Annotated in this window: 19 protein-coding genes; 4 read left to right on the forward strand and 15 right to left on the reverse strand. The window is 70.4% G+C overall.

Annotated features, from left to right (window positions below; genetic code table 11):
- Positions 1 to 32: 32 nt before the first annotated feature.
- The 6 genes from IPG61_07135 to IPG61_07160 form a co-directional block, all read right to left on the reverse strand.
- Entirely contained in the window at positions 33 to 875 is an 843-nt protein-coding gene (locus tag IPG61_07135) for an ABC transporter permease subunit (GenBank protein MBK6733854.1), read from the reverse strand.
- Positions 865 to 1,341: a hypothetical protein gene (locus IPG61_07140; GenBank protein MBK6733855.1), complete on the reverse strand. Its 477-nt coding sequence runs from the start codon at positions 1,339 to 1,341 to the stop codon at positions 865 to 867. Before IPG61_07140 ends, IPG61_07135 begins: the two co-directional genes overlap by 11 nt.
- Positions 1,338 to 2,237, reverse strand: a complete 900-nt coding sequence (locus IPG61_07145; protein ID MBK6733856.1) for an ABC transporter ATP-binding protein — start codon at positions 2,235 to 2,237, stop codon at positions 1,338 to 1,340. The genes IPG61_07140 and IPG61_07145 overlap by 4 nt, the downstream gene beginning before the upstream one ends.
- Complete coding sequence (gene nosD, locus IPG61_07150; protein MBK6733857.1) at positions 2,227 to 3,459, reverse strand: nitrous oxide reductase family maturation protein NosD; 1,233 nt, start codon at positions 3,457 to 3,459, stop codon at positions 2,227 to 2,229. Before nosD ends, IPG61_07145 begins: the two co-directional genes overlap by 11 nt.
- Positions 3,460 to 3,619: 160 nt before the next feature.
- Entirely contained in the window at positions 3,620 to 5,590 is a 1,971-nt protein-coding gene (gene nosZ, locus IPG61_07155; protein ID MBK6733858.1) for a Sec-dependent nitrous-oxide reductase, read from the reverse strand.
- Between the two features lie 68 nt (positions 5,591 to 5,658).
- Positions 5,659 to 6,099 carry a c-type cytochrome gene (locus IPG61_07160; GenBank protein ID MBK6733859.1) on the reverse strand — a complete coding sequence of 147 codons (441 nt, stop codon included), beginning with the start codon at positions 6,097 to 6,099 and terminating at the stop codon, positions 5,659 to 5,661.
- A 363-nt stretch (positions 6,100 to 6,462) separates the two neighbouring features.
- On the opposite strand from IPG61_07160, the gene IPG61_07165 reads away from it, so the two are divergent.
- On the forward strand, positions 6,463 to 6,729 hold the full coding sequence (locus IPG61_07165; protein ID MBK6733860.1) for a sigma-70 family RNA polymerase sigma factor: 267 nt from the start codon (positions 6,463 to 6,465) through the stop codon (positions 6,727 to 6,729).
- A gap of 41 nt (positions 6,730 to 6,770) precedes the next feature.
- Here the strand turns inward: IPG61_07165 and IPG61_07170 are convergent, their stop codons facing one another.
- Together IPG61_07170 and IPG61_07175 are read right to left on the reverse strand one after the other, a co-directional pair.
- On the reverse strand, positions 6,771 to 7,178 hold the full coding sequence (locus tag IPG61_07170) for a c-type cytochrome (protein MBK6733861.1): 408 nt from the start codon (positions 7,176 to 7,178) through the stop codon (positions 6,771 to 6,773).
- Between the two features lie 124 nt (positions 7,179 to 7,302).
- Positions 7,303 to 7,806, reverse strand: a complete 504-nt coding sequence (locus IPG61_07175; protein MBK6733862.1) for a hypothetical protein — start codon at positions 7,804 to 7,806, stop codon at positions 7,303 to 7,305.
- A 321-nt stretch (positions 7,807 to 8,127) separates the two neighbouring features.
- Here IPG61_07175 and IPG61_07180 point away from each other — a divergent pair, with 321 nt between their 5' ends.
- From IPG61_07180 to IPG61_07190, 3 genes are read left to right on the forward strand one after another with little or no spacing between them, the layout of a single operon-like run.
- Complete coding sequence (locus IPG61_07180; GenBank protein ID MBK6733863.1) at positions 8,128 to 10,914, forward strand: serine/threonine protein kinase; 2,787 nt, start codon at positions 8,128 to 8,130, stop codon at positions 10,912 to 10,914.
- Positions 10,826 to 11,191, forward strand: a complete 366-nt coding sequence (locus IPG61_07185; protein MBK6733864.1) for a hypothetical protein — start codon at positions 10,826 to 10,828, stop codon at positions 11,189 to 11,191. The genes IPG61_07180 and IPG61_07185 overlap by 89 nt, the downstream gene beginning before the upstream one ends.
- A gap of 18 nt (positions 11,192 to 11,209) precedes the next feature.
- Complete coding sequence (locus IPG61_07190) at positions 11,210 to 14,107, forward strand: serine/threonine protein kinase (protein ID MBK6733865.1); 2,898 nt, start codon at positions 11,210 to 11,212, stop codon at positions 14,105 to 14,107.
- Positions 14,108 to 16,289: 2,182 nt separating this feature from the next.
- Here IPG61_07190 and IPG61_07195 read toward each other — a convergent pair.
- The 7 genes from IPG61_07195 to IPG61_07225 all read right to left on the reverse strand — a co-directional run bounded on the left by IPG61_07195 (position 16,290) and on the right by IPG61_07225 (position 22,119).
- Complete coding sequence (locus IPG61_07195) at positions 16,290 to 17,222, reverse strand: hypothetical protein (protein MBK6733866.1); 933 nt, start codon at positions 17,220 to 17,222, stop codon at positions 16,290 to 16,292.
- Between the two features lie 2 nt (positions 17,223 to 17,224).
- Positions 17,225 to 18,124, reverse strand: coding sequence for a hypothetical protein (locus IPG61_07200; GenBank protein ID MBK6733867.1), 900 nt, complete (start codon positions 18,122 to 18,124; stop codon positions 17,225 to 17,227).
- A 172-nt stretch (positions 18,125 to 18,296) separates the two neighbouring features.
- The gene (locus IPG61_07205) at positions 18,297 to 18,959 is read right to left on the reverse strand and encodes a phosphodiester glycosidase family protein (protein ID MBK6733868.1); all 663 of its coding nucleotides are present in this window, start codon (positions 18,957 to 18,959) and stop codon (positions 18,297 to 18,299) included.
- Between the two features lie 927 nt (positions 18,960 to 19,886).
- On the reverse strand, positions 19,887 to 20,267 hold the full coding sequence (locus IPG61_07210) for a hypothetical protein (protein MBK6733869.1): 381 nt from the start codon (positions 20,265 to 20,267) through the stop codon (positions 19,887 to 19,889).
- 39 nt (positions 20,268 to 20,306) lie between these two features.
- A complete protein-coding gene (locus IPG61_07215; GenBank protein ID MBK6733870.1) occupies positions 20,307 to 21,233 on the reverse strand; it encodes a hypothetical protein in 927 nt (308 codons plus the stop codon).
- Between the two features lie 24 nt (positions 21,234 to 21,257).
- The gene (locus tag IPG61_07220; GenBank protein MBK6733871.1) at positions 21,258 to 21,917 is read right to left on the reverse strand and encodes a hypothetical protein; all 660 of its coding nucleotides are present in this window, start codon (positions 21,915 to 21,917) and stop codon (positions 21,258 to 21,260) included.
- 13 nt (positions 21,918 to 21,930) lie between these two features.
- Complete coding sequence (locus IPG61_07225) at positions 21,931 to 22,119, reverse strand: hypothetical protein (GenBank protein ID MBK6733872.1); 189 nt, start codon at positions 22,117 to 22,119, stop codon at positions 21,931 to 21,933.
- Positions 22,120 to 22,654: the final 535 nt, after the last annotated feature.

A 22,654-nucleotide genomic window follows, 5' to 3' on the forward strand; every position in this document is an offset into this window, starting at 1 on the left:
TCCTTGCTGCGGCAGGCGCCGCAGCGGCACGTTCAGGTTAGGTCCTGGCGCCGGAAGCGCCGGAGTGCCAGCCACCAGCCTGCGGTCCCCAGCGCGGCCGGCCAAATGACTCCGAGAAGCAAGAGTGACGTAGAGCCGATCCGATGCGTCAGATAGAAGCCGACGGGCCCGAGCACCGAGAGTGTCGGCTCTGCCGACGAAAGCAGCGCCAGGCGGCTGGCCTCAACCGGATTGAGCGCCGCCAGAACGAAGATGCTCTGGGGGTTGAGGCGCCATTGCAGCATCACGCCGATCAGCAGGAAATCGAGCAAGGCCACCGACGCGACCCAGATGCCCAGCAGGAGCATCACCGCCTTGGCCTGGTTGCGCACGAAGGTCGAGACCGCCAGCCCACAGCCCGTGTACGCCCAGATGAGCGCCGAACAGACGAGCAGCCCACGTCCCAGGAAGCCCCACGCCGGCACGCTATCAAGTGCGATCCAGCCGATGGCGGCCACCAGCGCCATCAACCCGACGAACGGCACCAGCAGCACGCCGAAGCGCACCAGCGTCACGCCGGCAAAATACTCGTCGCGCGTGACCGGGTGGCTGAACAGCAGCTCCAGTGCGCCCTCGTCCTGGGCGCGATTGACGACCTGCGCCGTGGCCGACAGCGCCAGCAGAGGCAGCAGGAGCACGAGTGCGTGGCTCATCGACAGCAGCACGCGCCCCATGCCGGTGAACCCGAGCACGGTGGATTCCCGCAGTCCAACCAGCAGAAACAGCACCGCCAACGCGGCGTAGAGCAACAGGCAGAAGACCAGCCAGCGGGACCGCAGCACGTCGCCGAGGTCCAACCGCGCGAGCGCCAGCGCATGCACCGGGTCAATGCGCATGAGACGCCTCCTCGCCCATTGCCGCCGCGCCGGTCGCATACGTCGCGCGCACCCGGGCCGCCGGTTCGGCGCCTGTCGTGCTGACAGCCACAGCACCCAGGTCGTAGCCCATTGGCGAGGGCCCTGACTCCACGAAGGCGGCCTGATCCTCGGGCAGCCAGAGGTCCTCGCGCAGGTGCCGGTAGTATATGGCGTGTACGCCGACTTCGTTTTGCGCAGCGAAGCGGAACAGGCAGCCGGCGTCATCGAAGTCAAGCACACGACCATCGACCAGCTGCATCTGTGCGGCGTAGGCCTTCTCGCTGACCGACATGCGGCATTCGGCGCACTGGGTGTGGTCCCAGACAACGTCCTGAGGCCCTCGTGGCAGTGATTCGGAGCGACGGATGTAGCCTGCCAGCGCAGCCACCGCGACCCCGGCGACAATGATGACCGGCAACAGCGTCCTGCGGCGTCTATGGCTCACGCGATACCCTCCCCGCTGCCCTCGTCACCAACCGGGTCCTCGACCAGATCGAGGTCTCGCACGACGAGGTTTTCCAGATCGCCTTTCAGCACGCTGGCCAGCTGCCTGACCAGCGTCAGCTTCTCGTCGTGCGTCACCGTCCGCGCCCAGCCACGACCAGCCCCGGGACGGAAGCCGCAGGCGCGCAGCCAGGGTTCGTGCGCGGGTCCGCGCAGGTACACCTCGATGACACCGTGGCTGCGCGACCCGAGATACTCTCCGACCGGCCCGTCAAAGGCCAATTTCCCCGAATGCAGCCCCACGACGTGGTTCACAAGATGCCGCACCTCTTCCAGCCGGTGCGAGCAGAGCAGCACCGTGACCTTTCCCTCCAGCTCGCCGATCAGTTCGTAGAAAGCCTGCCGCGCCGCGGCATCAAGGCTGGCAGTGGGCTCATCGAGGATCAGCAGCGTCGAAGAGGGAGCCAGCGCCAACGCTATCAGCAGCTTCTGCTTCATGCCGCCCGACAGTGCCCGAAAGGGCTTGCCCGCCACCGCACCGACATCCAGGCCCAGTCGCTGCGCCAGCTCGACCACCCGCCCTTCCGGCAGGCGCCGGATGGCCCCGATCGAGCGAATCACTTCCGCCACGCCGGCACCGAATTGCGGCGCGACCTGCGGCACGTAGGCCAGGCGGCGCGCCAGGTCGGCTCGGTTACGCCCTGCATCTCGCCCATCCAGCCGAATCGAACCCTCAGCCTCGATGATGCCCATCAGGACGCGCGTGAGCGTCGACTTGCCCGAGCCGTTGGGCCCGATTAATGCGACACGGCTCCCAGCAGCGACATCCAGTGAAAGATCGTCGAGCGCCGCAACGCGTCCGAAACGCCGCGTCACGTTCCGCAGCTCAAGGTCCATGACCGGCCTCCGGGGACAAGGGACGGTGCAGACGCGGTGCGGGGTCACTGAACACCACGGCCGGCGTCAGGACCGGCAACACGCGGCTGACTACGTCAAGCAGGCCGAGCGCGGGCGTGCCGCGAAAGAATCGGAACGCCTCGCGCGTGCTCGTCAGTTGGCCGGACAGCGAGCGGGGCTCGTGAGGCACGTCGCCGGTCCCGTCGCCATCCAGGTCGAATCCCGCATAATCCTCGAAGTAGTTGCCACGCCAGGTCACATGTGTGGCGTCTCCGTGGCCATCCACACGCACCGAGGCGGCGCAGCCATGGAATGCGTTGTCCACGAACTCGTTGCGCTTCTCGCTGCTGTGGAACAGGACTCCCGTGTCGCAGAACTCGAAGGCGTTCCCGGTGAAGCGGTTCACGTGGCTGATCTGGATCGGCGAGGTGTCGACGAAGACGCCGGTCGGGCATCGTACGATACGATTGCCCGTTGCCGTCACATTCCCGGCCTCCTTCAGCCCCAGACCCATGCCGTCGTGCGGGTCGGCGGCAACCACCAGGTTTGCGACCACTTCGACGTTGTCGCAGTACATGACGAAGACGCCGACGAGGTTGCGCAGGTAGGTGTTCTCGAGCACTCGGTTGCGACTGCTGTACATGAAGTGCGTGCCATAGCGCCCGCGCTCGACGAAGTTGCGGCTAACTTCGTTGCCCGGCGAGTACCAGACGACGATATCGCGGGCGTCGACCACGTGATTTCCTGCCACTAGCGAGCCGCGGACTTCCCACAGCCGGATGGCGTCCCCGCGCAGCCCGAAATCGCGCACGCCCGAGCCGATGACCTCGTTCCCGGAGATGCGTGCCCGGTTCACGCCGCTCGCCGCGACGCCGAACAGGGCGCCGGTGATGCGCACTCCCTCGACCTTCGCGTCGTCGCCTTTCAGGTGCACTGCGGCGTCGGTATCCTCGAACCGGTTGCCGCTGCCATCGATCGAGAATCCGAGCAGGCTGACGCCTGGGGCCGTCACCTCGATGGTCGTGCCCTGGCCGGGTGACCGCACGACCGCCTCGCGGGGGCCCCAGATCGTCAACGGTCGGTCGATGACTACGCGGCCGGCATGCACGCCGGCGCCCAGAATCAACGTTGCGCCCGGTTCGGCGCGCCCGATGGCTGCCGCCAGTGAAGTACCGGCTGCCACCTCGATGCCGATCGCCGGCCGGGGTGGGGACGCGATCACCGGCGGGCGCGGCAGGTCGTCGGCCAGAGCCAGGGACGCGAGGAGCGGTGCCAGCCATGCGCTTGCAACCGTCGCCGCCCACCCGCGCCCGGGAACACGTCGTGGACCGCGCCCTGGACCGCGCCCCGACCAATCGACCTGCCGCCTGCCACGGTTCATCTCAACTCGGCTTGACCAGCAGGTAGCCGGCCATTTCGAGATGCAGCGCCGAGCAGAACTCGGTGCAGTAGTACGGGAACACGCCGGCACGGTCGGCCGTGAACGACACGTTGCAGACCTTGCCGGGCTCGATGCTCAGATTGACGTTGTACATGTCGATGCAGAACCCGTGGGTCGCATCCAGCGCCTGTTCGAGGCTCGTGGCGTGGATGTGCACGCGGTCACCCTGCTTCACCTCGATGATGTCGGGGTTGAGGTGGCTGCGCACGAGCGTCATGTAGACATGCACGCCGTCCGACTTCCTTTCGATCCGCGCCTCCTGCTCGGTGACTGTCGCGTGGGGGTCCGGGCTCATTGTCACGGGATTCATGCCCACTGGCGAGTACATGTCGATGGGCTTGATTTTGTCGGCGCTGATCATCTGGGCGTAGTGCGGCTCGCCCAGCGGCAGGGGCATGTCAAAGATGACCTGCATCTTGTCGCCCGAAATGTCGATAAGCTGGAAGTTCTGCGGGAGCAGCGGACCGACCCCATTGAAGCGGTCGATGGCCCACTTGTTCATGGCAATGAGGTAGCGTCCTTTCGGATGCAGCGCATCGCCTTCGGCGGCCGAGAGGTGGCCGATGTTGTAATGGACCGAGGCCTTGTCGATGAGCGTCAGGTCGGCCAGCGACCACTTGGCGACCTTCGATTCGAGGAAGATCGACGTGTAGCAGAAGCCCTTGTCATCGAACTGCGTGTGCAGCGGCCCCAGCCCGATCTCGACCTGGCCACGGATCGTCTCACGGAACGGCAGGATGGGCACGCCGTACGCATCCTTGCCCTCGTGAGTGCCGGCTTCCATCAGCGCCTTGATCTTGTTGAAGTCGTAGACCGTGGCGTGCGTGTCGAGCTTGCCGGACACCACGATGTCGGTGCCGTTGGGCGCAATGTCGACACCGTGCGGGCTCTTCGGCTCCGGAACAAAAGCCAGGAGGTTCTCGGCGATCGCCGTTTCGAGCGCGATCACTCGCATACCAGCGATTGTCGTCGTCTTGCCGGCGCGCACGACCTCTTCGGCCTTCCGCCAGTTGATGACGTGCAGGAAGTCCATGTCGTTCTGCGAGGCGCCCGACTCCAGCGGGGGCTTGCCTTCCTGCAGGCCGCCGGTGGCGCGCTCGGTATTTACCGAGTTGCAGAACGTCCAGCCGTCACTGGCGCCCTTGCCGGCGTCCGCCAGGTCCTGCATGTAGGGCGGCAGCTCGATCGCCCAGGATTCCTCCTTGATGATCCGACCCTTGACGCGATCGAACTTCCAGTAGATCTGGGCACCGCGGTACTTGTCGTTGTACTCGGAGAGGGGCGCGTAGCCGCCGCCCAGTGGCGCCGCCATCTGGGCTGTCTCGATCACGTACTCGGTGTTGGGCGTGACGAAGGTGCCGCCGTGGTCGTTCATGATCAGGCCGCTCTGCACGATCTGCTTGGTGGCGAAGTCGCGCAGGTCGATCACCGCGAGGCGGGCGTTGGCCTTGTCGTTCGCGAAGATGAACTGACCGTCGTAATCGGCATTCGTTTCGCTGAAGGCCGGGTGGTGCATATCGCCCCAGGTCAGGAGGTGTCCCGGCGGCGACCCGGCCTCGAGGATGTCGGCCGTCTCCTGATCGTAACCGTAGCCCTGCCACGGCTCGGGCGTGAAGACGCCGATGTACTTGAGGATGCGCATGCTGGGCACGCCGATGACGATCATGTTGCCGCCGTGGCCACCGGACGCGAACAGATAGAACTCGTCCTTCTTGCCGGTCGGCGTGAAAGTCTTGAGTGCTGCCGTGACGTCTTCCTCGGTCAGGCCGCGAGCCAACATCAGCGCCTTGAGATCGGCGCCGCCGGCCACGGACGCCTTGCGGCCGCCGCCGCACGACGCTACCGCAACCAGGGCCACGGTGACGACCAGTAGCGCAATCCCCAGGCGGGTGAGTTTAGGCAGTCGCTTCATCGGGACCTTCCTCTATGGTTGGGCGTCGCGGCACGGTTCGCGGCCTGCGATCCGGCGTCGGCGACCGCCTATTGGCCGAACGAACGCACCTTTTCGCGCAAGGCCGCCACGACACCTGGCTTGGCCTGCAGATCGGGGTTGGCCACCATCTGCGGGCTCTTGCCGACTGCGGCACCGCCATAGACGATCGCCTTCTCGATCTCCTCGTCCGTGACGGTGGACTGCCAGGCGGCGTCTGCGTAGTTGCGAGGCTTCGGGTTCAGCCCGGCTGCGCCGGGACCGTCACCACGACCGAACTGGCCGTGGCATGCCGCGCAACGCGTGTTGAACATCTCATGGGCTTCCTTGCGGTCGGCGCCGGTGATCGAAACCTTCTTGGCGCCATTCGAGTTCGCGGTGCCGGTGGCACCCTTGTCGCCACCCCCATTGCAACCTGCTCCGAGCGCGCTCAAGGCAGCGGCTGCCACGATCAGAGCCGCTACTCGAGTCCCTTGCTTTGCCTTGCTCATGCGCAACCTCTCTCTTTGCGATTCCAGCTGGTGAACTGGTGCCGGATCGGCCGTTTGCCATGGTCCGACAATTGGATGCGGCGGGTCGAAAAACTGGGATTTTGCGACTCAGGCCGTCTCAATGGCTCAACACATGAGAGAATGCGCTAACTGCAGCAACGGCGTCAAGCGTTAAATCAGACCAATTTATCCATTTAATCGCGAATATTATAAACTGTTTTATGATAACGCATTATGCGGTGGCGACACCGGCCGTGGATCAACGGCCAGCGCCGCGCTCAAGAGTCGGTTCACATTTCCGGTGTCCCTGACTCTATATCTGGAATGGGTGAGCATTGCGCCGTGAAGTGAATGGAGCCCTGAGTGGCACGACCCGAGACCGCGACTACGGAAGGCATGGCCGACCACGGCGCCCGGGTGTTGCGGACCATCTGGAACCTGGCCTCGTCGACGGAGGAGGCGCAGGACATCTTCCAAGACACCTTTCTGCAACACCACCTGGCGATGACCCGCGGCCACACGATCGACAACACCGCGGCCTGGCTGCGCACGACCGCTCGTGGAAGACGAACCGCGAGTTCCTGCGCGATCAGTTCGGCATCATGGTCGAGGTCCGCGAGGAAACCGTGACCGTGAAGGAGATCACGCTGATCGACGCGAAGTAGTGGTGCTCACTGCTCCCCGAACGACCGCACCTTCTCCCTGAGCGCCGCCACCACGCCGGGCTTCGCCTCAAGGTCGGGGTTGGGCACCATCTGCGCGCTCTTGCCCACCGAGGCGCCGCCGAAGACGATCGCCTTCTCGATCTCGGCGTCGGTCACCTTCTGCTGCCAGGCGGCATCGGCGTAGTTCTGCGGCTTGGGGTTCAACGCCGCGGCGCCCGGGCCGTCGCCGCGGCCGAACTGCCCGTGGCAGGTGGCGCAGCGCGTCTGGAAGATGTCGTGCGCCTCCTTGCGGTCGGCCGCGGAGATGTTCACGCCACCGCTGGAGCCGCCGCCGCCGCAACCGCTCATCACCATCAGGGCGACGGCGCCGCTCGCGGCCGTCGCGACCTGGAATCGCATCCGGATTCGCTTCATGAAAATTCCCCCTCGTTCGCAGGCGCGGCGACAGGACCGCACCCGCCCCCACACGATCCGCACAGACGGCGGCGGGCGCCAAGCATTTCGGCACCCGCCGGGAATTCGCCACCTGGGTGGGAGGTCAGGCCTCGATCAGGGCCTCCGCGCATTCGCCCGGCGGCGGCAGCGGGATGATCACGCCGGCGCGCGAGCCGCCGACCGTCAGCAGCTTGTCCTTGGGGCAGCCTTCGTCCCGGTAGGCGATCGGCAGCAGGTCGGGATGCGTCAGTCCGAGCATCTCCTGGTACCAGCCCGCATAGGCCCAGTCTGAGCCGCGGCCCGCCTCGGCGATCAGAGGGAACTCCTCGATGAAGCGCAGCGCCAGCTTCACCGGGTCCAGGTTCGCGGCGTACGACCAGTCGAAGTACTTGGCGCCGGCGCCACTGGTGTAGTGTGCCGAAAGATGTTCCCAGTCCACCAGGCGCGCGCCGTGCCTGATCGAGATGTTGGTGATGGGCGTGATGGAGCAGCGCCAGTGCTCGCCGCCTTCGGGCGACAGACCGGGCGCGATGCGCAGGCGCTGGTGCCCCTTGCGATGCAGCTCGCTGACCATCAACAGGACCTTGCGATAGACGACGTCTTCCACGGCCGTGCTCCGGTGGGCTGGCTGGTACCTGGAAACCCCGCGACCCGGGCGGGCCGGCTGCGGGGAATGCATTATCGGCCATTCGGGCTGCGGATTGAGAGGCCGGCTGGCATGCGACCACGGCCGGATCCATCGCAGCATAGAATATGCCCATCATTATCATTGTTGATGTTTTGCCGCCCACGGGCGTCCATTTCGTCCGTTTTTCGCCATACTTGCGCCGGCGCAACAGCCCTTGCCCCCATCCCACCATTCATCTAGAATGACATCCATTATCATCCTGTTTACAGCCTCCCGTACCGACCCGAGGAGCCCACCCTCATGCAGGACGACGACCGCACATTGCCCGTTGGTCCCGACGACGACCGCACGCTCCCGCTCGATCGCGCCGAGGGCGGCGCGCGCCCGGACGAGGATGTCGGCGCGGTGATCGGGGTCTATCACCTGGTCGGTCGCCTGGGACAGGGCGGCATGGGTGACGTCTTCCTGGCCGAGCAGTCCGAGCCGATCAGGCGGCGCGTCGCACTGAAGGTCATCAAGCAGGGCATGGACACGCGCGCGGTCGTCGCGCGCTTCGACGCCGAACGCCAGGCACTGGCCCTGATGGACCATCCCTGCATCGCGAAGGTGCTGGATGCCGGCGCCACCGCGCGCGGGCGCCCGTTCTTCGTGATGGAGTACGTCGACGGACTGCCCATCACCGACTACTGCAATCGCCACAGCCTGGGCACGCGCGAGCGGCTCGAGCTGTTCGTGCGCGTCTGCGAAGGCGTGCAGCATGCGCACCAGAAGGCCGTCATCCACCGCGACCTCAAGCCGTCCAACATCCTCGTCGCGGAAGTGGACGGGCGCCCGGTGCCCAAGATCATCGACTTCGGCGTGGCCAAGGCCACCACGCAGCGCCTGACCGAGATGACGATGTTTACCGAGATGGGCCAGCTCATCGGCACGCCCGAGTACATGAGCCCCGAGCAGGCGGCCGCCAACGACGACGACATCGATACCCGCGCCGACGTCTATGCGCTGGGCGTGGTGCTGTACGAGCTGTTGTCCGGCGCCCTGCCCTTCGATTCGCGCGAGCTGCGCAAGGCGGGGTACGACGCGATCCGCCGCATCATCGTCGAGCAGGACCCGCCGCGGCCGAGCACGCGCTTCAGCTCCCTCGGCGCACAGGCCACGCAGGTGGCCGCGCACCACGGCACCGCGCCGCGGCGCCTGCGCAGCGAGCTGCGCGGCGACCTCGACTGGATCACGATGAAGGCGCTGGAGAAGGACCGCGACCGGCGCTACGAGACGGCCAACGGCCTGGCCGCCGACGTGCGGCGCCACCTGAAGAACGAGCCCGTGAACGCCGGCCCGCCCAGCGCCGGCTACCGCCTGGGCAAGCTGGTGCGGCGCAACCGCGGCACGTTCGCGGCGCTGGCGATCATCGCCGTGGTGATGGTCGGCGCCACGATCATCAGCTCGGTCATGTACACGCGCGAGCAGGCCGCGTCGCGGGCGGCGCAGCGCGAGGCAACGCGTTCCTCACAGGTCTCGCGTTTCCTGGGCGACATGCTCACCGGCGTCGGGCCGCATGTGGCGCGCGGGCGTGACACGGAACTGCTCGAGGCGATCCTCGAGGACACCGACAAGCGGCTGGGAGCCGAACTGGCCGACCAGCCCGAGGTGGAAGCCGCGCTGCGCCTGCAACTCAGCCACACCTACCGCCAGCTGGGCGACTGGGACACGGCCACGAAACAGCTCGAGCGCGTGAAGGAACTGCAGTCCACGCGCAACGTCACCTCGCCGGACCGCGGTTTGGTGGCCTCCGCAGAGGCGGTCCTGGCTTGGGCCCGCGGCGATTTGCCCGCCGCCGAGACCCTCTACCGCGAGTCACTCGCGGCGATGTCGGGCCAGGCCGAGGTCGACTCTCTGGTCTGGGCCGAGTCCACCTTGCAGCTGGGCAATATCGTGGTGCAGATGGGGCGCTACGACGAGGCCGACTCGCTGATGAACATCGCCCTGTCCTTCTATCGCCGGCGAGCGCCCGAGAGCGACGTCATCGCCGTCACCTACAACAGCCTGGGCAACCTTGCCCGCTACCAGGGCGACTACGAAGCGGCCGAGGTGAACTACCGCGAGGCGCTGGCCATCCACCGCCGCGTGCTGGGCGAAAACCACCCCTTCATCGCGACCGACCTGCACAACCTCGGGCGCCTGCTCGAGTCGCGCGGCAACATCCCGGATGCCGAACAGCTGCTGCGGGAGTCGATGGCGGTCCTCGACAAGGTCCACGACGGGCCCCATGCCGACAAGGCGCAGGTCATGCGCTCGATGGCCGAGTTCTACATGAACCAGATGCGGCTCGCCGAGGCCGATTCGCTCATCTACGGCGCCCTGGCGATGACGCGCCAGCTGTACGGCGAACAGGCCGACGATACGAACCGCGCCCGCCTGGGCGTGGCCGAGTTCCTGCAGCGCAGCGGCCGACTGCCCGCGGCCGAGGCAGCCTTGACCGACCTGCTGGCGGTCGCGCGCAAGGGCCCCCGGACCGACCCCGAGCTGCTGCCGGACGTCCTGCACCGCCTGGCCACGACGATCGTGCGCCAGGGCCGCGACCGCGAGGCGCTGCCCCTGTTCGAGGAATCGATCGCGCTCTACACGGCGCTGGCCGGCGCGGACCACCCCTACACGCTGCTGGCGCGCAATGACTGCGCCCGTTCGCTGGTCAACCTGGGCGAAGATGCGGCGGCCCTGCAGCAGCTGCAGATCGTGCTCGAGACGCGCGAGCGCGTGCTCGGGCCGTCGAACCCCGAGACCGCGATCACGCGCGTCGACCTCGGGCGCGCTGTCGCGGCTGGACTGGCTGGAGGAGGCCGAAGCCTCGATGCGTCGCGGGCGCGACGACTACAGGACAGCCAAGGGCGCGGAACATCCCGGCGGCTGGAATGCAACCATGCACCTGAGTGGCATGCTGCGCGACCTGCGCCGCTACGACGAGGCAACGAAAGAGCTCCAGGCGTGCGAGGAGTTCTTCGTGAAGCAGCAAGGCGATGCCGGTTCGACCACGCGCCTGGTCCGGATCCGCCTGGCGTCGATCGCGCTGTGCCAGGGGCAGGAGGCTGAATCGCGACGCCTGCTGGAGCGGGCGCTGGACCCGGCGCCCGGCGAGGTCGCCGGCTGGCTGCCCGGCCGGTCGCAGACCGAGTTCGGCGAAGCGCTGCTGCGCGCGGACCGCCTCGACGAGGCGGCGCCGTACCTGCGCCGCGGCTACGACCAGCTGCTGGCAGCCGAAGGCGCCAAGGCCGGCAACACCCAGTCCGCGGCGCGGCTGCTGGTCAAGCTGTTCGAGAAGCAGGGCGATGCCGCCGCGGCGGCGAAGTGGCGCGCGAAGCAGAACTGACAGCCCAGGGAGGGCCCCGTGACCGACACGACACTGCCCGGCGGACCCGACGACGACCGCACGCTTCCGCTGGACCGGGCCGCGGGTGACGCACCCCCGGACGAGGACGTCGGCACCGTCTTCGGCCCCTACCGCCTGGTGCGGCGCATCGGCTCGGGCGGCATGGGCGATGTCTACGAGGCCGAGCAGTCCGAGCCCATTCGCCGGCGCGTCGCGCTGAAGGTGATCAAGCAGGGCATGGACACGCGCGCGGTCGTCGCGCGCTTCGACGCCGAGCGCCAGGCCCTCGCCCTGATGGACCACCCCTGCATCGCGAAGGTCTTCGACGCCGGCGCCACCGACCGCGGGCGCCCCTACTTCGTGATGGAGTATGTCGAGGGCGAGCCCATCACCGACTACTGCAACTGGCGCAAGCTCTCCACGCGCGACCGGCTCGAGCTGTTCGCCCGCGTCTGCGAGGGCGTGCAGCACGCGCACCAGAAGGGCGTCATCCACCGCGACTTCAAGCCCTCGAACGTCCTCGTCGCGGAAGTGGATGGGCGCCCGGTGCCCAAGATCATCGACTTCGGCGTGGCCAAGGCCACCACGCAGCGCCTGACCGAGATGACGATGTTCACGGAGATGGGCCAGCTCATCGGCACGCCCGAGTACATGAGCCCCGAGCAGGCCGCCGCGAACGACGACGACATCGACACGCGCACCGACGTCTACGCGCTGGGCGTGGTGCTGTACGAACTGCTGGCCGGCGCATTGCCCTTCGAGTCGGGCGAGCTGCGCAAGGCCGGCTACGACGCGATCCGCCGCATCATCATCGAGCAGGATCCGCCGCGGCCGAGCACGCGCTTCGGCAGCCTCGGCGCCCGCGCCACGCAGGTGGCCGCGCATCACGGCACGGCGGCGCCGCGCCTGCGCAGCGAGCTGCGCGGCGACCTCGACTGGATCACGATGAAGGCGCTGGCGAAGGAGCGCGACCGGCGCTACGAGACGGCCAACGGCCTGGCCGCCGACGTGCGGCGCCACCTGAGGAACGAACCGGTGACGGCCGGCCCGCCCAGCACCTCGTACCGCCTGGGCAAGCTGGTGCGGCGCAACCGGGGCGCCTTCGCGACCGGCGCAGCGCTGGTGCTCATGCTCGCGGTGCTGGCCGTGTCGATGTCGGTGCAGGCCGGGCGCCTGGCGCGCGAGCGCGACCGCACCGCCGTGCAGGCGGCGAAGGCGGAGAAGACCACCGAGTTCCTGCAGTCGATGCTCGGCGGCATCAGCCCGGCCACCGCCCGCGGGCGCGACACGAAGCTGCTCGAGGAGATCCTGGTCAACACCGACCGGCGCGCGCAGACAGAGCTGGCCGCGCAACCGGAGGTCCAGGCTGCGATCCTGGGCACGCTGGGGCTGACCTACGCGGCCATCGGCAAGTTCCCCGAAGCGCTGGCCAACCTGCAGGTCGCCGACTCGCTGCAGACCGCGCTGCTGGGCGACGACGACGGCGCCACGCAGACAACGCGCCGCAACCTCGGCACCGCCCTGATCCGCGCGGGTCGCCACGCCGAGGCCGAGACGCAGCTGCGCGCGGTCATCGCCACTTCGCAGGCGGCCCGTGGCCCCGACGACGCGGTCGCGCTGCGGGCCATGGTCGACCTGGCCGACCTCTTCATCCGCACGGGCAAGCTCAAGGAGTCGCTGGAATTCGGCGAGGCGGCGGTCGCCGCGTACGGGCGCCGGCCCGACGCCGCTCCCGAAGACGCACTGCGAGCCAAGGTCGTGCTGGCGTTCACGCTGGCGAACGCGGAACGGCAAGCCCGCGCCGATACGCTGCTGACCGAGGCGATCGCCGGGTATGTCGCAGCCTTCGGCGCGGACCATCCGCAGACCCTGAACGCGAGGGGCACGCTCGCCATCATCCAGCAGTACACGAGGCCGGCGGAGGTCGTCCTGCAGACCTACGGTGACGTCATCGCCGGCGCCACGCGCGTCTACGGCCAGGACCACCCCGAGACGATCAAGGCGCGGTCCAACCTCGCCGCCTACTACATCAACCTGGGCCGCCTCGACGAGGCCGAAGCCGCCCACCGCGAACTCGTCGCGGCGACGACCAGGATCTACGGGGCCGACAACGCCGAGACCATCGTCTCGCGGCAGAACCTGGGCAACACGCTGCTGGCCCAGGGGCGTTACGCCGAGGCCGAGGCGTATCTGGACGACCTCCTGTTGACCTGCCGGCGCGTGCTGGGCGCCGACCATCGCCGCACGCTGGGCGTGATGAGCCTGCTGGCCTCGCTCTACGACCAGCAGCGCCGGTTCCCCGAGGCGGCGGCCATGCTGGGCCAGATCGCCCGGGACTCGCAGGGCAACCTCGGCGAGACCCACCCGGCCGTGGTCATCAACTACTACAACTGGGCCGCCAAGCTGCAGGACATGGGTGACGAGCGTGCCGCCGAGCCTGTCTACCGCACGGCCCTGGACAAGCACCAGCGCGGCGAGGGCGGCGACAAGCCGTACGTCGCGGCGATCCTCAATGGCCTGGGCAGGGCCCTGGCCGCGCGCGGCCAGGCGGCCGAAGCCGACTCGCTGCTCGCCTCCGGTCTTGCCATGCGCGAGCGCATGTTCGGCGCCACGCACACCGAGGTGGCCTACTCGCTGGCGTCGATGGGCGATGTGTTGCACCTGCGCGGCGACCACGCCGGCGCCGTCGTGCGCCTGCGCGCCTGCGTTGCCATGCGCGACAGCCTGCTGGCGCCGGACGACTGGATGCTCGCCTCCACGCGCAGCGAGCTGGCGCGTTGCCTGGTCGAGGTGGGGAAGAATGCCGAGGCCGTGCCGCTGCTCGAGGAAGCGATCAAGGGGCTCGACGCGCACGAGTTCACGGCCGACCTGGCGGCGGAGGCGCGGAAGATGCTGGCGAGGGCGCGGCGGGGGTGAGCGGGCAGAGTCACCCGTCCCCGGTCAGCGCCTCGAGGCCCCGCCGCCGCGGGGGGGGGGGCCCCCCCCCCCCCCGGGGGGGCCGGGCCGGGGGGGTTTCGGGGCCCCCCCCCCCCCCCCCGTTTTTTTTTCTTCCCCCCCCCCCCGCCGGGGGGGGGGGGGGGCGGGGGGGGCCGCGGGGCGGGTTTGCCCGCCCGCGGGGGCGGCCGCCCGCCGGGGCCGGCGGGGGCCCCCCGGGGGCGGGGGGCCGCCGCGGGGCCGGGGGGGGGGCGCCGCCCCGGGCGCCCGGGGGGGGGGGGGGGGCCCGCCGGGGCGGGGGCCGGGGGGGGCCGGGCCGGGTCCGCCCCCCCCCCCGCCCCCCGGGGGGGTTCGGCGGGGGGGGGGGGCCCCCCCGGGCCGGGGGGGGGCCCCGGGGGGGGGGGGCTCGCGGCCGGTCCCCCCCCGCCGGGGGCGGCCCGCCCCCCGGCGGGCCCCGCCCCCGGGGGGCGGGGGGGGGGGGCGGGGGGCGGCGGCGGCCCCCCCGGGCCCGGGTTGGGGGGGGGGGCCCCCTTCCCCCCCCCCCCCCGCGCCCCCGGGGGGGCGGCGGGTCCCCCCCGCCGGGGGGGCCCGGCGGGCCCCCGGGGGGGGGGGGGCCGCCTCCGGGGCGGGGGGGGGCCCGGCGGGGCCGGGGGCCGGGGGGGGGCCGGGCCCGGGGGGCGGCCGGCCCCCCCGGGCCCCGGGCCCCCCCGGGGGCCCCCCCGCGGCCGGGGCGGGGGGGGGGGGGGGGGCCCCCCGGGGCCCGCCGGCTTTCCCGTCCGGGGGGGGGGGGGCCGGGGGGCGGCCGGGGGCCCCGGGGCCGGCGGCCCGGGGGGGGGGGCCGGCGGGGGGCTTCCCCCCCGGGGGCCCCCCCCGGGTTTTTTCCCTCCTGGTTTTTTTTTTTTTTTTTTTTTCTTTTTTCCGGGCCGGGCCCGCCCGTCCCCGGGGGGGGGGGGGGGGGCCCCCGGGGGGGGGCCCCCCCCCCCCCCCCCCGGGGGGGGGGGGGGGCCCCCCCCGGCCCCCCGGCCCCCCCCCGCGGCGGGGCCCCCCGGGCCGGGGGGGTCGGGGGCCCCGCCCCGCGGGGCCGGGGCCCCCCGCCCGCCCCCCCCCGGCGGGGCCCGCCCCCCCCCCCCCCCCCCCCCCCCCGGGCGGGGGGGCGGCCCCCACCCCCCCCCCCCCCCCCCCCCCCCCCCCCCCCCCCGCCCCCCCCCCCCCCCCCCCCCCCCCCCCCCTTTTCCCCCCGGCCCCCCCGGCCCCCCCCCCCCCCCCCGGCCCCCCCCCCCCCCCCCGCCTTTTTTGGCCGGGCCCCCCCCCCCCCCCCCCCCCCCCCCCCCCCCCCCCCCCCCCCCCCCCCCCCCCCCCCCCCCCCCCCCCCCCCCCCCCCCCCCCCCCCCCCCCCCCCCCCCCCCCCCCCCCCCCCCCCCCCCCCCCCCCCCCCCCCCCCCCCCTCCCCCCGCCCCCCCCCCCCCCCCCCCCCCCCCCCCCCCCCCCCCCCCCCCCCCCCCCCCCCCCCCCCCCCCCCCCCCCCCCCCCCCGTGGGCCGGGGGCCCCCCCCCCCCCCCCCCCCCCCCCCATCCCCCCCCCCCCCCCCCCCCCCCCCCCCCCGGGGTTCCCCCCCCCCCCGCCCCCCCCCCCCCCGCCCCCCCCCCCCCCCCCCCCCCTTTCCCCCCCCCCCCCCCCCCCCCCCCCCCTTCCCCCCCCCCCCCCCGCCCCCCCCCCTTTCCCCGCGACCCCCCCCCGTCCCCCACCCCCCCCCCCCCCCCCCCCCCCCCCGGGCCCGGGGCCCCCCCCCCCCCCCCCCCCCCCCCCCCTTGGGCGCCGGCGGCCGGGGCGGCCCCCCCCCCCCCCCCCCCCCCCCCCCCCCCCCCCCCCCCCCCCGGCCCCCCCCCCCGTCCCCCTTTCCCCCCCCCCCCCCCCCCCCGGCCCGGGTCCTCCCCCGCCCCGCCCCCCCCCCCCCCCCCCCCCCCCGCCGGGACCCCCCCCCCCCCCCCGGGGCGGGGCCCCCCCGCCCCTTTCCCGCGCCCCCCGGTCCCGCCGCCCGGGCCCCCTTTCCCCCGGGCCCCCCCCCGGGGCCCCCCCCCCCCCCCCCTGTTCTCGGTGCTGACTTGCGCCGGCGCAAGTCGCCAATCTGCTGTTGCGAAACCGCGTTCCGCGAACCGGACGATGCTCACTCGAACCAGTGCCACGGCCACCAGCGCGAACTGAACCGTTCGCCACGCCACCGGCGGGCGTCCTCCGGCTCCATGCTGAACCACGCCAGCCCGAGCTGATGCTTCCGCACATCCAGCCGCGGGTCGAAGTCCGTCCAGATGAGGGAAAGCCGCTTGCGGCCCTCGACGCTCCATTCCTCACGCGGCGGATACGTGCCCATCGACCAGGGGTCGTACTCGCCCTCGTACCACACCAGATCGTCGACCGTCAGGCCGTCCTCGAGAATCACGTGCGCGGTCAGCCTTCCGATGGTGCCCTGCCAGGGGCCGCCGGTCAAGGTGAGGTACTGGAAGTGGGAGCCGACCATGCCCTGGTGGCCGTTGCGCGCGCGATAGGAGCGCTCGAGCGTGACCCGGCTCTTCGGCGGGATCACCAGTTCCACGACGTACCAGCGGACGCGCACGCCGGTGACCGTATCGGCCGCGACCCAGCCCCACGGAGCTTCGTCCGTCGATGCCACGAAGCCGAACCGCAGGCTCGAAGCCACGGGCTTGCCGTCGATCCTGGTCCTCATGTCCGCGATCGGCGAGCTGTGAAGCTGACGCCGGTCGAACTCCTCGACCTCCCAGTCGTGGAGACGATAGGGTTGCACCTCGGGGTAGACGCCCTCGACCGAGTCGTCCGGGAATCCTGAAAGCTGCCTGACCGTCGAGTCGGCGCTGGTGTTCTCGAACACGAACCGCGCGTGCACGCGCGTCTGCCACTTGCCGAAATGGAACGTGAGTTCCTCCTCGACCATGCGGATCAGGCTCTCACGACCGTCGCGGATGTCCAGCGGCTCGGGGCCGTGAGCGCCGGGGTTCAGGGAGGAGTCGTTGGCCAGGGCGGGCATGGCGGGCGCAAACAGCAACAGAACCGGCAGAGTGAGACGGGCGTGGATCCTTGCCATGCTCACTCCTCCAGCATCGCCGCCAGGGTACCCGACTTGCGCGCGCTGATCAGCGGCGTCAGCGCGGCGCAGCCGGTCAGCTTGCCGCCCGTGGCCGCCAGTCGCGCCTGCGCGTCCAGCGCGAACTCCATGCCGGCCAGCCGCGCCGCGGCGGGGCCGGCTCCCGGTTCGTCCATCTTGTGCAGTCCGCAGCCGATGATGTACATGATCTCGACGTAGTCCTCGCACTCGCAGTCGCCGTCCTTCATCGCCAGCGCCAGGTGGCCGGTGTCCACCGGGGCCTGGAGGTAGGGGTTGTGGGTGATCCAGCTCACCACATGCACCCCCATCGCCACCCTCAGGTCGTCCGGCGGATAGAGGGAATCATCGGCAAGCCACTGCGCCATGCGACGAACCACCGGCTCCGCCTGCCGGAAGTCGTCGGCGGAAGTCCAGCCGGCGTCCAGGTAACGGAGCGCCAGCATGCCGGCGAAGTCGGCAAGTGCTCTCTGCGCCTCCATGGGGTCGTCCGCCTCGGCGGGATGCGTGTAGCGCTCCCTGACGAAGGACCCGTCCAGGACGGTGAGGAAGATGTGTGCCGTGACATGGTAGGCGGGTTCCGTTGACGTCTCCGCCACCTCGACGTCGTACGTCGCCCGCAGGAACTCCATCTCGCGCCACGGCAACTGGACCGTGACCTGGCTGCTGTCGCGGATCGCGGCCGTCCTGTAGACCCCTTGGCGCACGCCGAACTCGAGATCGCGACACGACTGTGCGAAGGCGTCGCGCACGATTCCTGCCGTGAGGTCCGCGGGAATTTTGGTGAGATCGCGATCATAGGACGTGATCGTGGCAACGCGATCGTCGCCCCGGTAGATCGCCGTCACGCCGTGGGTGGTGGCCGCGTGGACGCGCTTTTCCACGTAAAACAGGCTTCCCAGGATATCAGGGAACTTTGCGGTGTCCCACCGACGCTGCGACGCCTGACCGTTGGCAGGGACAGGGAAGCCGACGGTCAGGAGCGCCGAGCGCCAGGATCAGGAAACCCGTGCGACCTGTGTTGGAGACGCGCATCAGAACCTGCCTTTCGAACCTCTACCGCCGCCTGACCCCCAGCACGATCGGGATCGGCCACGCCGTGACGTTGCCCTCGTCCTGCCGCACCCCGGTCTCGTAGCTGCCCACCAGTTCGCGCTCGACCTCGCCCACGCGCACGAACATCTGCGCCGGCGGCCCGCCGTCCAGGTGCTGCGCGGCCACGACGCCGATCCCCAGCCCCAGCAGCGCCTCGTTGAAGTCGTGCATCGTCAGCGGGGCGCGACAGAACACGAAGAGGATGCGGCCCTGCGCGTCCTCGGCCAGGGCGGCCTCGCTCCAGCGGCGGTCCTGTCGCTGCCAGCGATTGTCGCCGGGGCGCTTGATCAGCCGCAGGTTCTGCACCACCGAGCCGTAGTCCCGGCGGATGCCGGCCAGCGTGACGCCGGGCTCGTCCAGGTCGAAGATCCGGAACGGCGCCCGTCCGCGGCCGTCGAAGGGATGGAACGCGGCCACGGACTGGTAGTCGCTGACGACCTCGCACAACACGCGCCCCCGCACCGCCGCGAACCCGACGTGCGTGCGGAAGTCGACAGAGAACATGCCGGCGTTGATGGCGGCCACCAGATCATGCTGTTCGCACCATTGGCGGGCGGTCATGAGGTCGGGGGCGTCGACATCGTCCACGCTGAGCAGTTCGAGCGACCATCGCGCGGCATCCACGCGCAGGATGGTGAGCGCAGCCTTGGCCTGACCGGGTGCAGCGCGTGGGATTGCGAACTCGCCGGAGGTCAAGGCCGGGCGCGAGCGTGGTCCAGGATGCCCGGGACGGGGCGGCAACCAGGGCCAGTGTCACGGCGATCATGACGGCATGGGGGATCGTCTGCTTCATCAAGACCCCCGCTCCCGGGCCGGCGTCCCGCACATGAACGGAAGCCGGGTCCACCCGCATCGTGCTCGCCCAACACGAGGCTGGCTTTCCCGGCTCCCGAGGCCTGCGCCAGGCGCGCCGGCGCGCCCTCCTGGCATCCCCCGACACGGCATAACCATACCACCGCAGCGGCCGGCGATCACTGCGGGCGGGCGATGGGCGGGGTGCGGGAACGGCATCCGGCGTGTCGGGGAGCCTTGCTGCGCGGCGTTCCGGCCGGGCCATCGGACAAGCCATTGTCGCCAAGCATCTTGGTGACGTGCCTTCATCCTGCGCCGGCGCTTGCCATCACGCCCGGCGGTCACGTCGCGCCGTGATCGCGCGATCACGACACCGCCGGCGGGAGCGCGGCGGGGAACTTGGGATTCGTCCGGTTCGGCGTCCGTGTTTCGTGACCATTCTTCAAGCGCGGGCGCGTTGCTCCATCCTCAGCCGACGCGAAACGTCGCTCCCGGATCAAAGTCGGTCTCGCCGTCCGTGTTCCTGGTGCCACGCGGATTGCAGACGGCGGGCGGTCGCGCAGGCGGAAGGGCGTGCGTGTGGCCGGCGTCCGCGTGTCCGGGCTCATCAGCCCGGGCTCGGGCGAGTGGTGGGTTGCTGCGGCGTGCGGCATGATGCCCGCCGGCGTGGGATGAAATGCGTGTGCGCGGTGGGGCGGGTGCCTGCTCGTCGCAGCAGTCTGCCGGTGCGGGCCCGATGCGGGCCGGCGACGCGGATGCTCACCGCACCGCAGTTGATCTGGAGTCGTTCAGGTGCGGGGCGTTCTCATCGTCGGCGTGTGCCGTCTTCGCCGCGGGCGGGGTGCTGCGCGAGCGCACGCGTCGATCATCGTCGCCCGGTCGTCGAGGTGCGCGATGGCCTCCAGCCGTCCCCGATCCGGCGGGCGGGCCGGGCCGGTGTACTCGTGGTTGCCGGGGACGTAGCCGGCAGGCGCGGCGTGAACGCGCGACGAGGCGCTGCAGCTCGCCGGAATGCCGCAACTGGACGATGTCGCCCCCGAGGACCAGCACATCGCTGCCGTCGACGGGCTGCACGCCCGTCAGATCGGAGCGGCCGGGCAGGCCTTCCAGGTGCAGATCGGAGACGTAGTGGATCAGCATGTCAGGACTCCATCGCGGCGACGGTGGTACGTGCGCCGCCTACCGGAACCAGTTGCCCGGCCACCAGCGCGAGCCGGGTTCCTTCCTGTGCAGCACCTCGTACGGCTCGTATTCCTCGCCGGGCAGCGGTTCCCACTGGAAATTGAGCGACCGCTTCCGCGGCTCGCGCCAGGGGTCGAAGTCGGTCCACTCCAGCGTCAGCCGATCGGATGCGATGTAACGCCATTCTCTTTCGTTGTGATAGAGAGAGAGCGAGTCGGGCGCAGCGGGCTCGTCCGGCCAGGGCACGACCATGTGTGAAGGAGTCAGGCCATCCTCCAGGATCAGCGTGGCCCGCATCCGGCCGATCGTGCCGTGCCAGGCGCCTCCCGTCGAAAGATGGTACTGGAAATGGCCGCCCTCGGGCCACAGGACCCCGTTGCGCACGTTGTAACTGCGTTCGAGCGTGACCCGCCCTCGGGGCGGGATCACGAGCTCGACCACGTACCAGCGCACCCGCACGCCGGAGATCGAATCGACAGGCACCCAGGCGCCGTCGAATTTCGACTCGCTTTCCGGAATCTCGTCGATGTAGCCATAGCGGACCTGCGAACTCACGCGGCGTCCGTCGATCCGCGTCACCATGTCGCGCAGTTCGCTGACGCGGTACCGGGTGTCGAACTCGGCGACATCCCGGGGCTCGTACTTCGCGCCCGCCCAGGATCCCTCGACATTGTCGTGCACGTCCGGGAACCCGGACAGCTGCCGCACAGTTGAATCAGTTCGCGTGTTCTCGAACACGAAACGCGCCTCCACGCTGGTCCGCCACTTGCCGAAGCGGAAGACCAGCTCCTCGTCGACCAGGCGGATCGGGCTCTCGCTGCCGGACCGGACATCGAGGGGCTGCAGGCCGCCGGCGCCCTGGTTCATGACGGTGTCGTTGGCGGGGCAGGGGTTGGCCGCCAGTGCCGACAGGACAAAGCGCACCGATGGTGGTGAGGCGCCGGATGTTCACTGCCGCAATTCCTCGGCCAGCGTGCCGGCCTCCTTCGCCTGGGCCAGCGGCGCCAACGCCGCGCAGCCCGACTGCTCGCCGCCGACTTTGGCGAGATTGGCGTGAGCGCGCAGCATGTACTGCGTGCCGGCCAACCGGACGGCGGCCGCGTCGGCTCCCGGCATCTCCAGGGCGTGGAGGCCGCAGCCGATCATGAACATGGTTGTCAGGAAGGGCGTGCATTCGCAGTCGCCGTCCTTAAGCGACGTGAGATGCGCGGTGTCGAGTTCGAACCGCACGTAGGGTGTGCCGATCAGCCAGGTCGTGACGAAGGCCATGGCGCTCTTGTGCACCCCTTCCGGAGGATTGCCGGGATGCGACTCCAGCCAACTGCCCACGAGCCGGACGGCGGGCTCCGACTTGCGGAAGTCGGCTTCGCTCTTCCAACCGGCGCCCAGGTCACGGGCGCCGGCGAAGGCCGCCAGGTCCTTCGCGATGGCCTCGACAAGGCGGGTCGCGCCCTCGCCAGGCAGGCACGTCAGGCGCACCTTCAAGAACTCGCCGCGATGCGACGTCAGGAACACATGGGACGATTGCACCTGTGAAGGCTGCCCGCCGCTCGCCTTGGTCTCGATCTCGAACTCCGCATGCAGGAGCCGCAATCGTCGCCAGACCACGGTAACTTCCAGTTCATCGCGCGACTTGAGGTCCGCGCGCCTGGAACAGGCCGAAACCTACCCCGGCCTTCACGCTCTCGCAGGCCGAATCGAAGGCTTCGCGCACGACAGGCGCGTCGACATCCTCCGGAATGGCATCCATAACCGATCGTAGATGTAGAGGCGTGGCGCGGCCGTGGTCGCCCGCGTAGGTGATGGACACGCCATAGGCCGGGTCGTCGAAGCGCTTGCTGTCGGTGCGATTGAGGCCGGCCAGGTGGTGTCTGGGGCTGAGATCTCGTCTGCGACGGCCGGCGCCCCTTCGGGGCTCGGGGAACCGGTCGCGGATTCGGGCAGCGCGTGCCCCATGGCCAGGAGCATAGTCAGCGGGAAGCAGATCGCTGAGCGGGATGAGATCAGGTTCGCGAAGGTGGCAAGACACATGTTTGTTCCTTCGGGAAGAGCAATGACGACGGTTTGAGCAACGCCGCAGCGCCGGCACCCGAGACTAACCGGTTCCTGCCGATCAGGACAGCGCGCCTATCTGCGACCTCTTGTCGCGAGCGGGTGCAACCGCATGTTGCCGCAGGTTCCTTGGTCGTTTGGCGGCAACCGCCGGTGCAGGGCGGCAACGGCCGCCAGGCCAGGGCCGTGATTCGGCGATCACACCACGGCTCAGGGAGGCGCGCTGTTGGTTGCGTCGTTTGGCCAGGGCGGATTCGGCCCGGTGCCGAACGAGGATTCAAGGCCCACCGCAG

The sequence above is a fragment of the bacterium genome, from assembly GCA_016703265.1.
Classification (GTDB): Bacteria; Krumholzibacteriota; Krumholzibacteriia; order LZORAL124-64-63; family LZORAL124-64-63; genus CAINDZ01.

Coding starts and splice junctions, on each gene's coding strand:
- IPG61_07135 (MBK6733854.1), bottom strand. CDS start 875: ATGCGCATTGACCCGGTGCATGCGCTGGCGCTCGCGCGGTTGGACCTC.
- IPG61_07145 (MBK6733856.1), bottom strand. CDS start 2,237: ATGGACCTTGAGCTGCGGAACGTGACGCGGCGTTTCGGACGCGTTGCG.
- nosZ (MBK6733858.1), bottom strand. CDS start 5,590: ATGAAGCGACTGCCTAAACTCACCCGCCTGGGGATTGCGCTACTGGTC.
- IPG61_07160 (MBK6733859.1), bottom strand. CDS start 6,099: ATGAGCAAGGCAAAGCAAGGGACTCGAGTAGCGGCTCTGATCGTGGCA.
- IPG61_07170 (MBK6733861.1), bottom strand. CDS start 7,178: ATGAAGCGAATCCGGATGCGATTCCAGGTCGCGACGGCCGCGAGCGGC.
- IPG61_07180 (MBK6733863.1), top strand. CDS start 8,128: ATGCAGGACGACGACCGCACATTGCCCGTTGGTCCCGACGACGACCGC.
- IPG61_07195 (MBK6733866.1), bottom strand. CDS start 17,222: ATGGCAAGGATCCACGCCCGTCTCACTCTGCCGGTTCTGTTGCTGTTT.
- IPG61_07210 (MBK6733869.1), bottom strand. CDS start 20,267: ATGCTGATCCACTACGTCTCCGATCTGCACCTGGAAGGCCTGCCCGGC.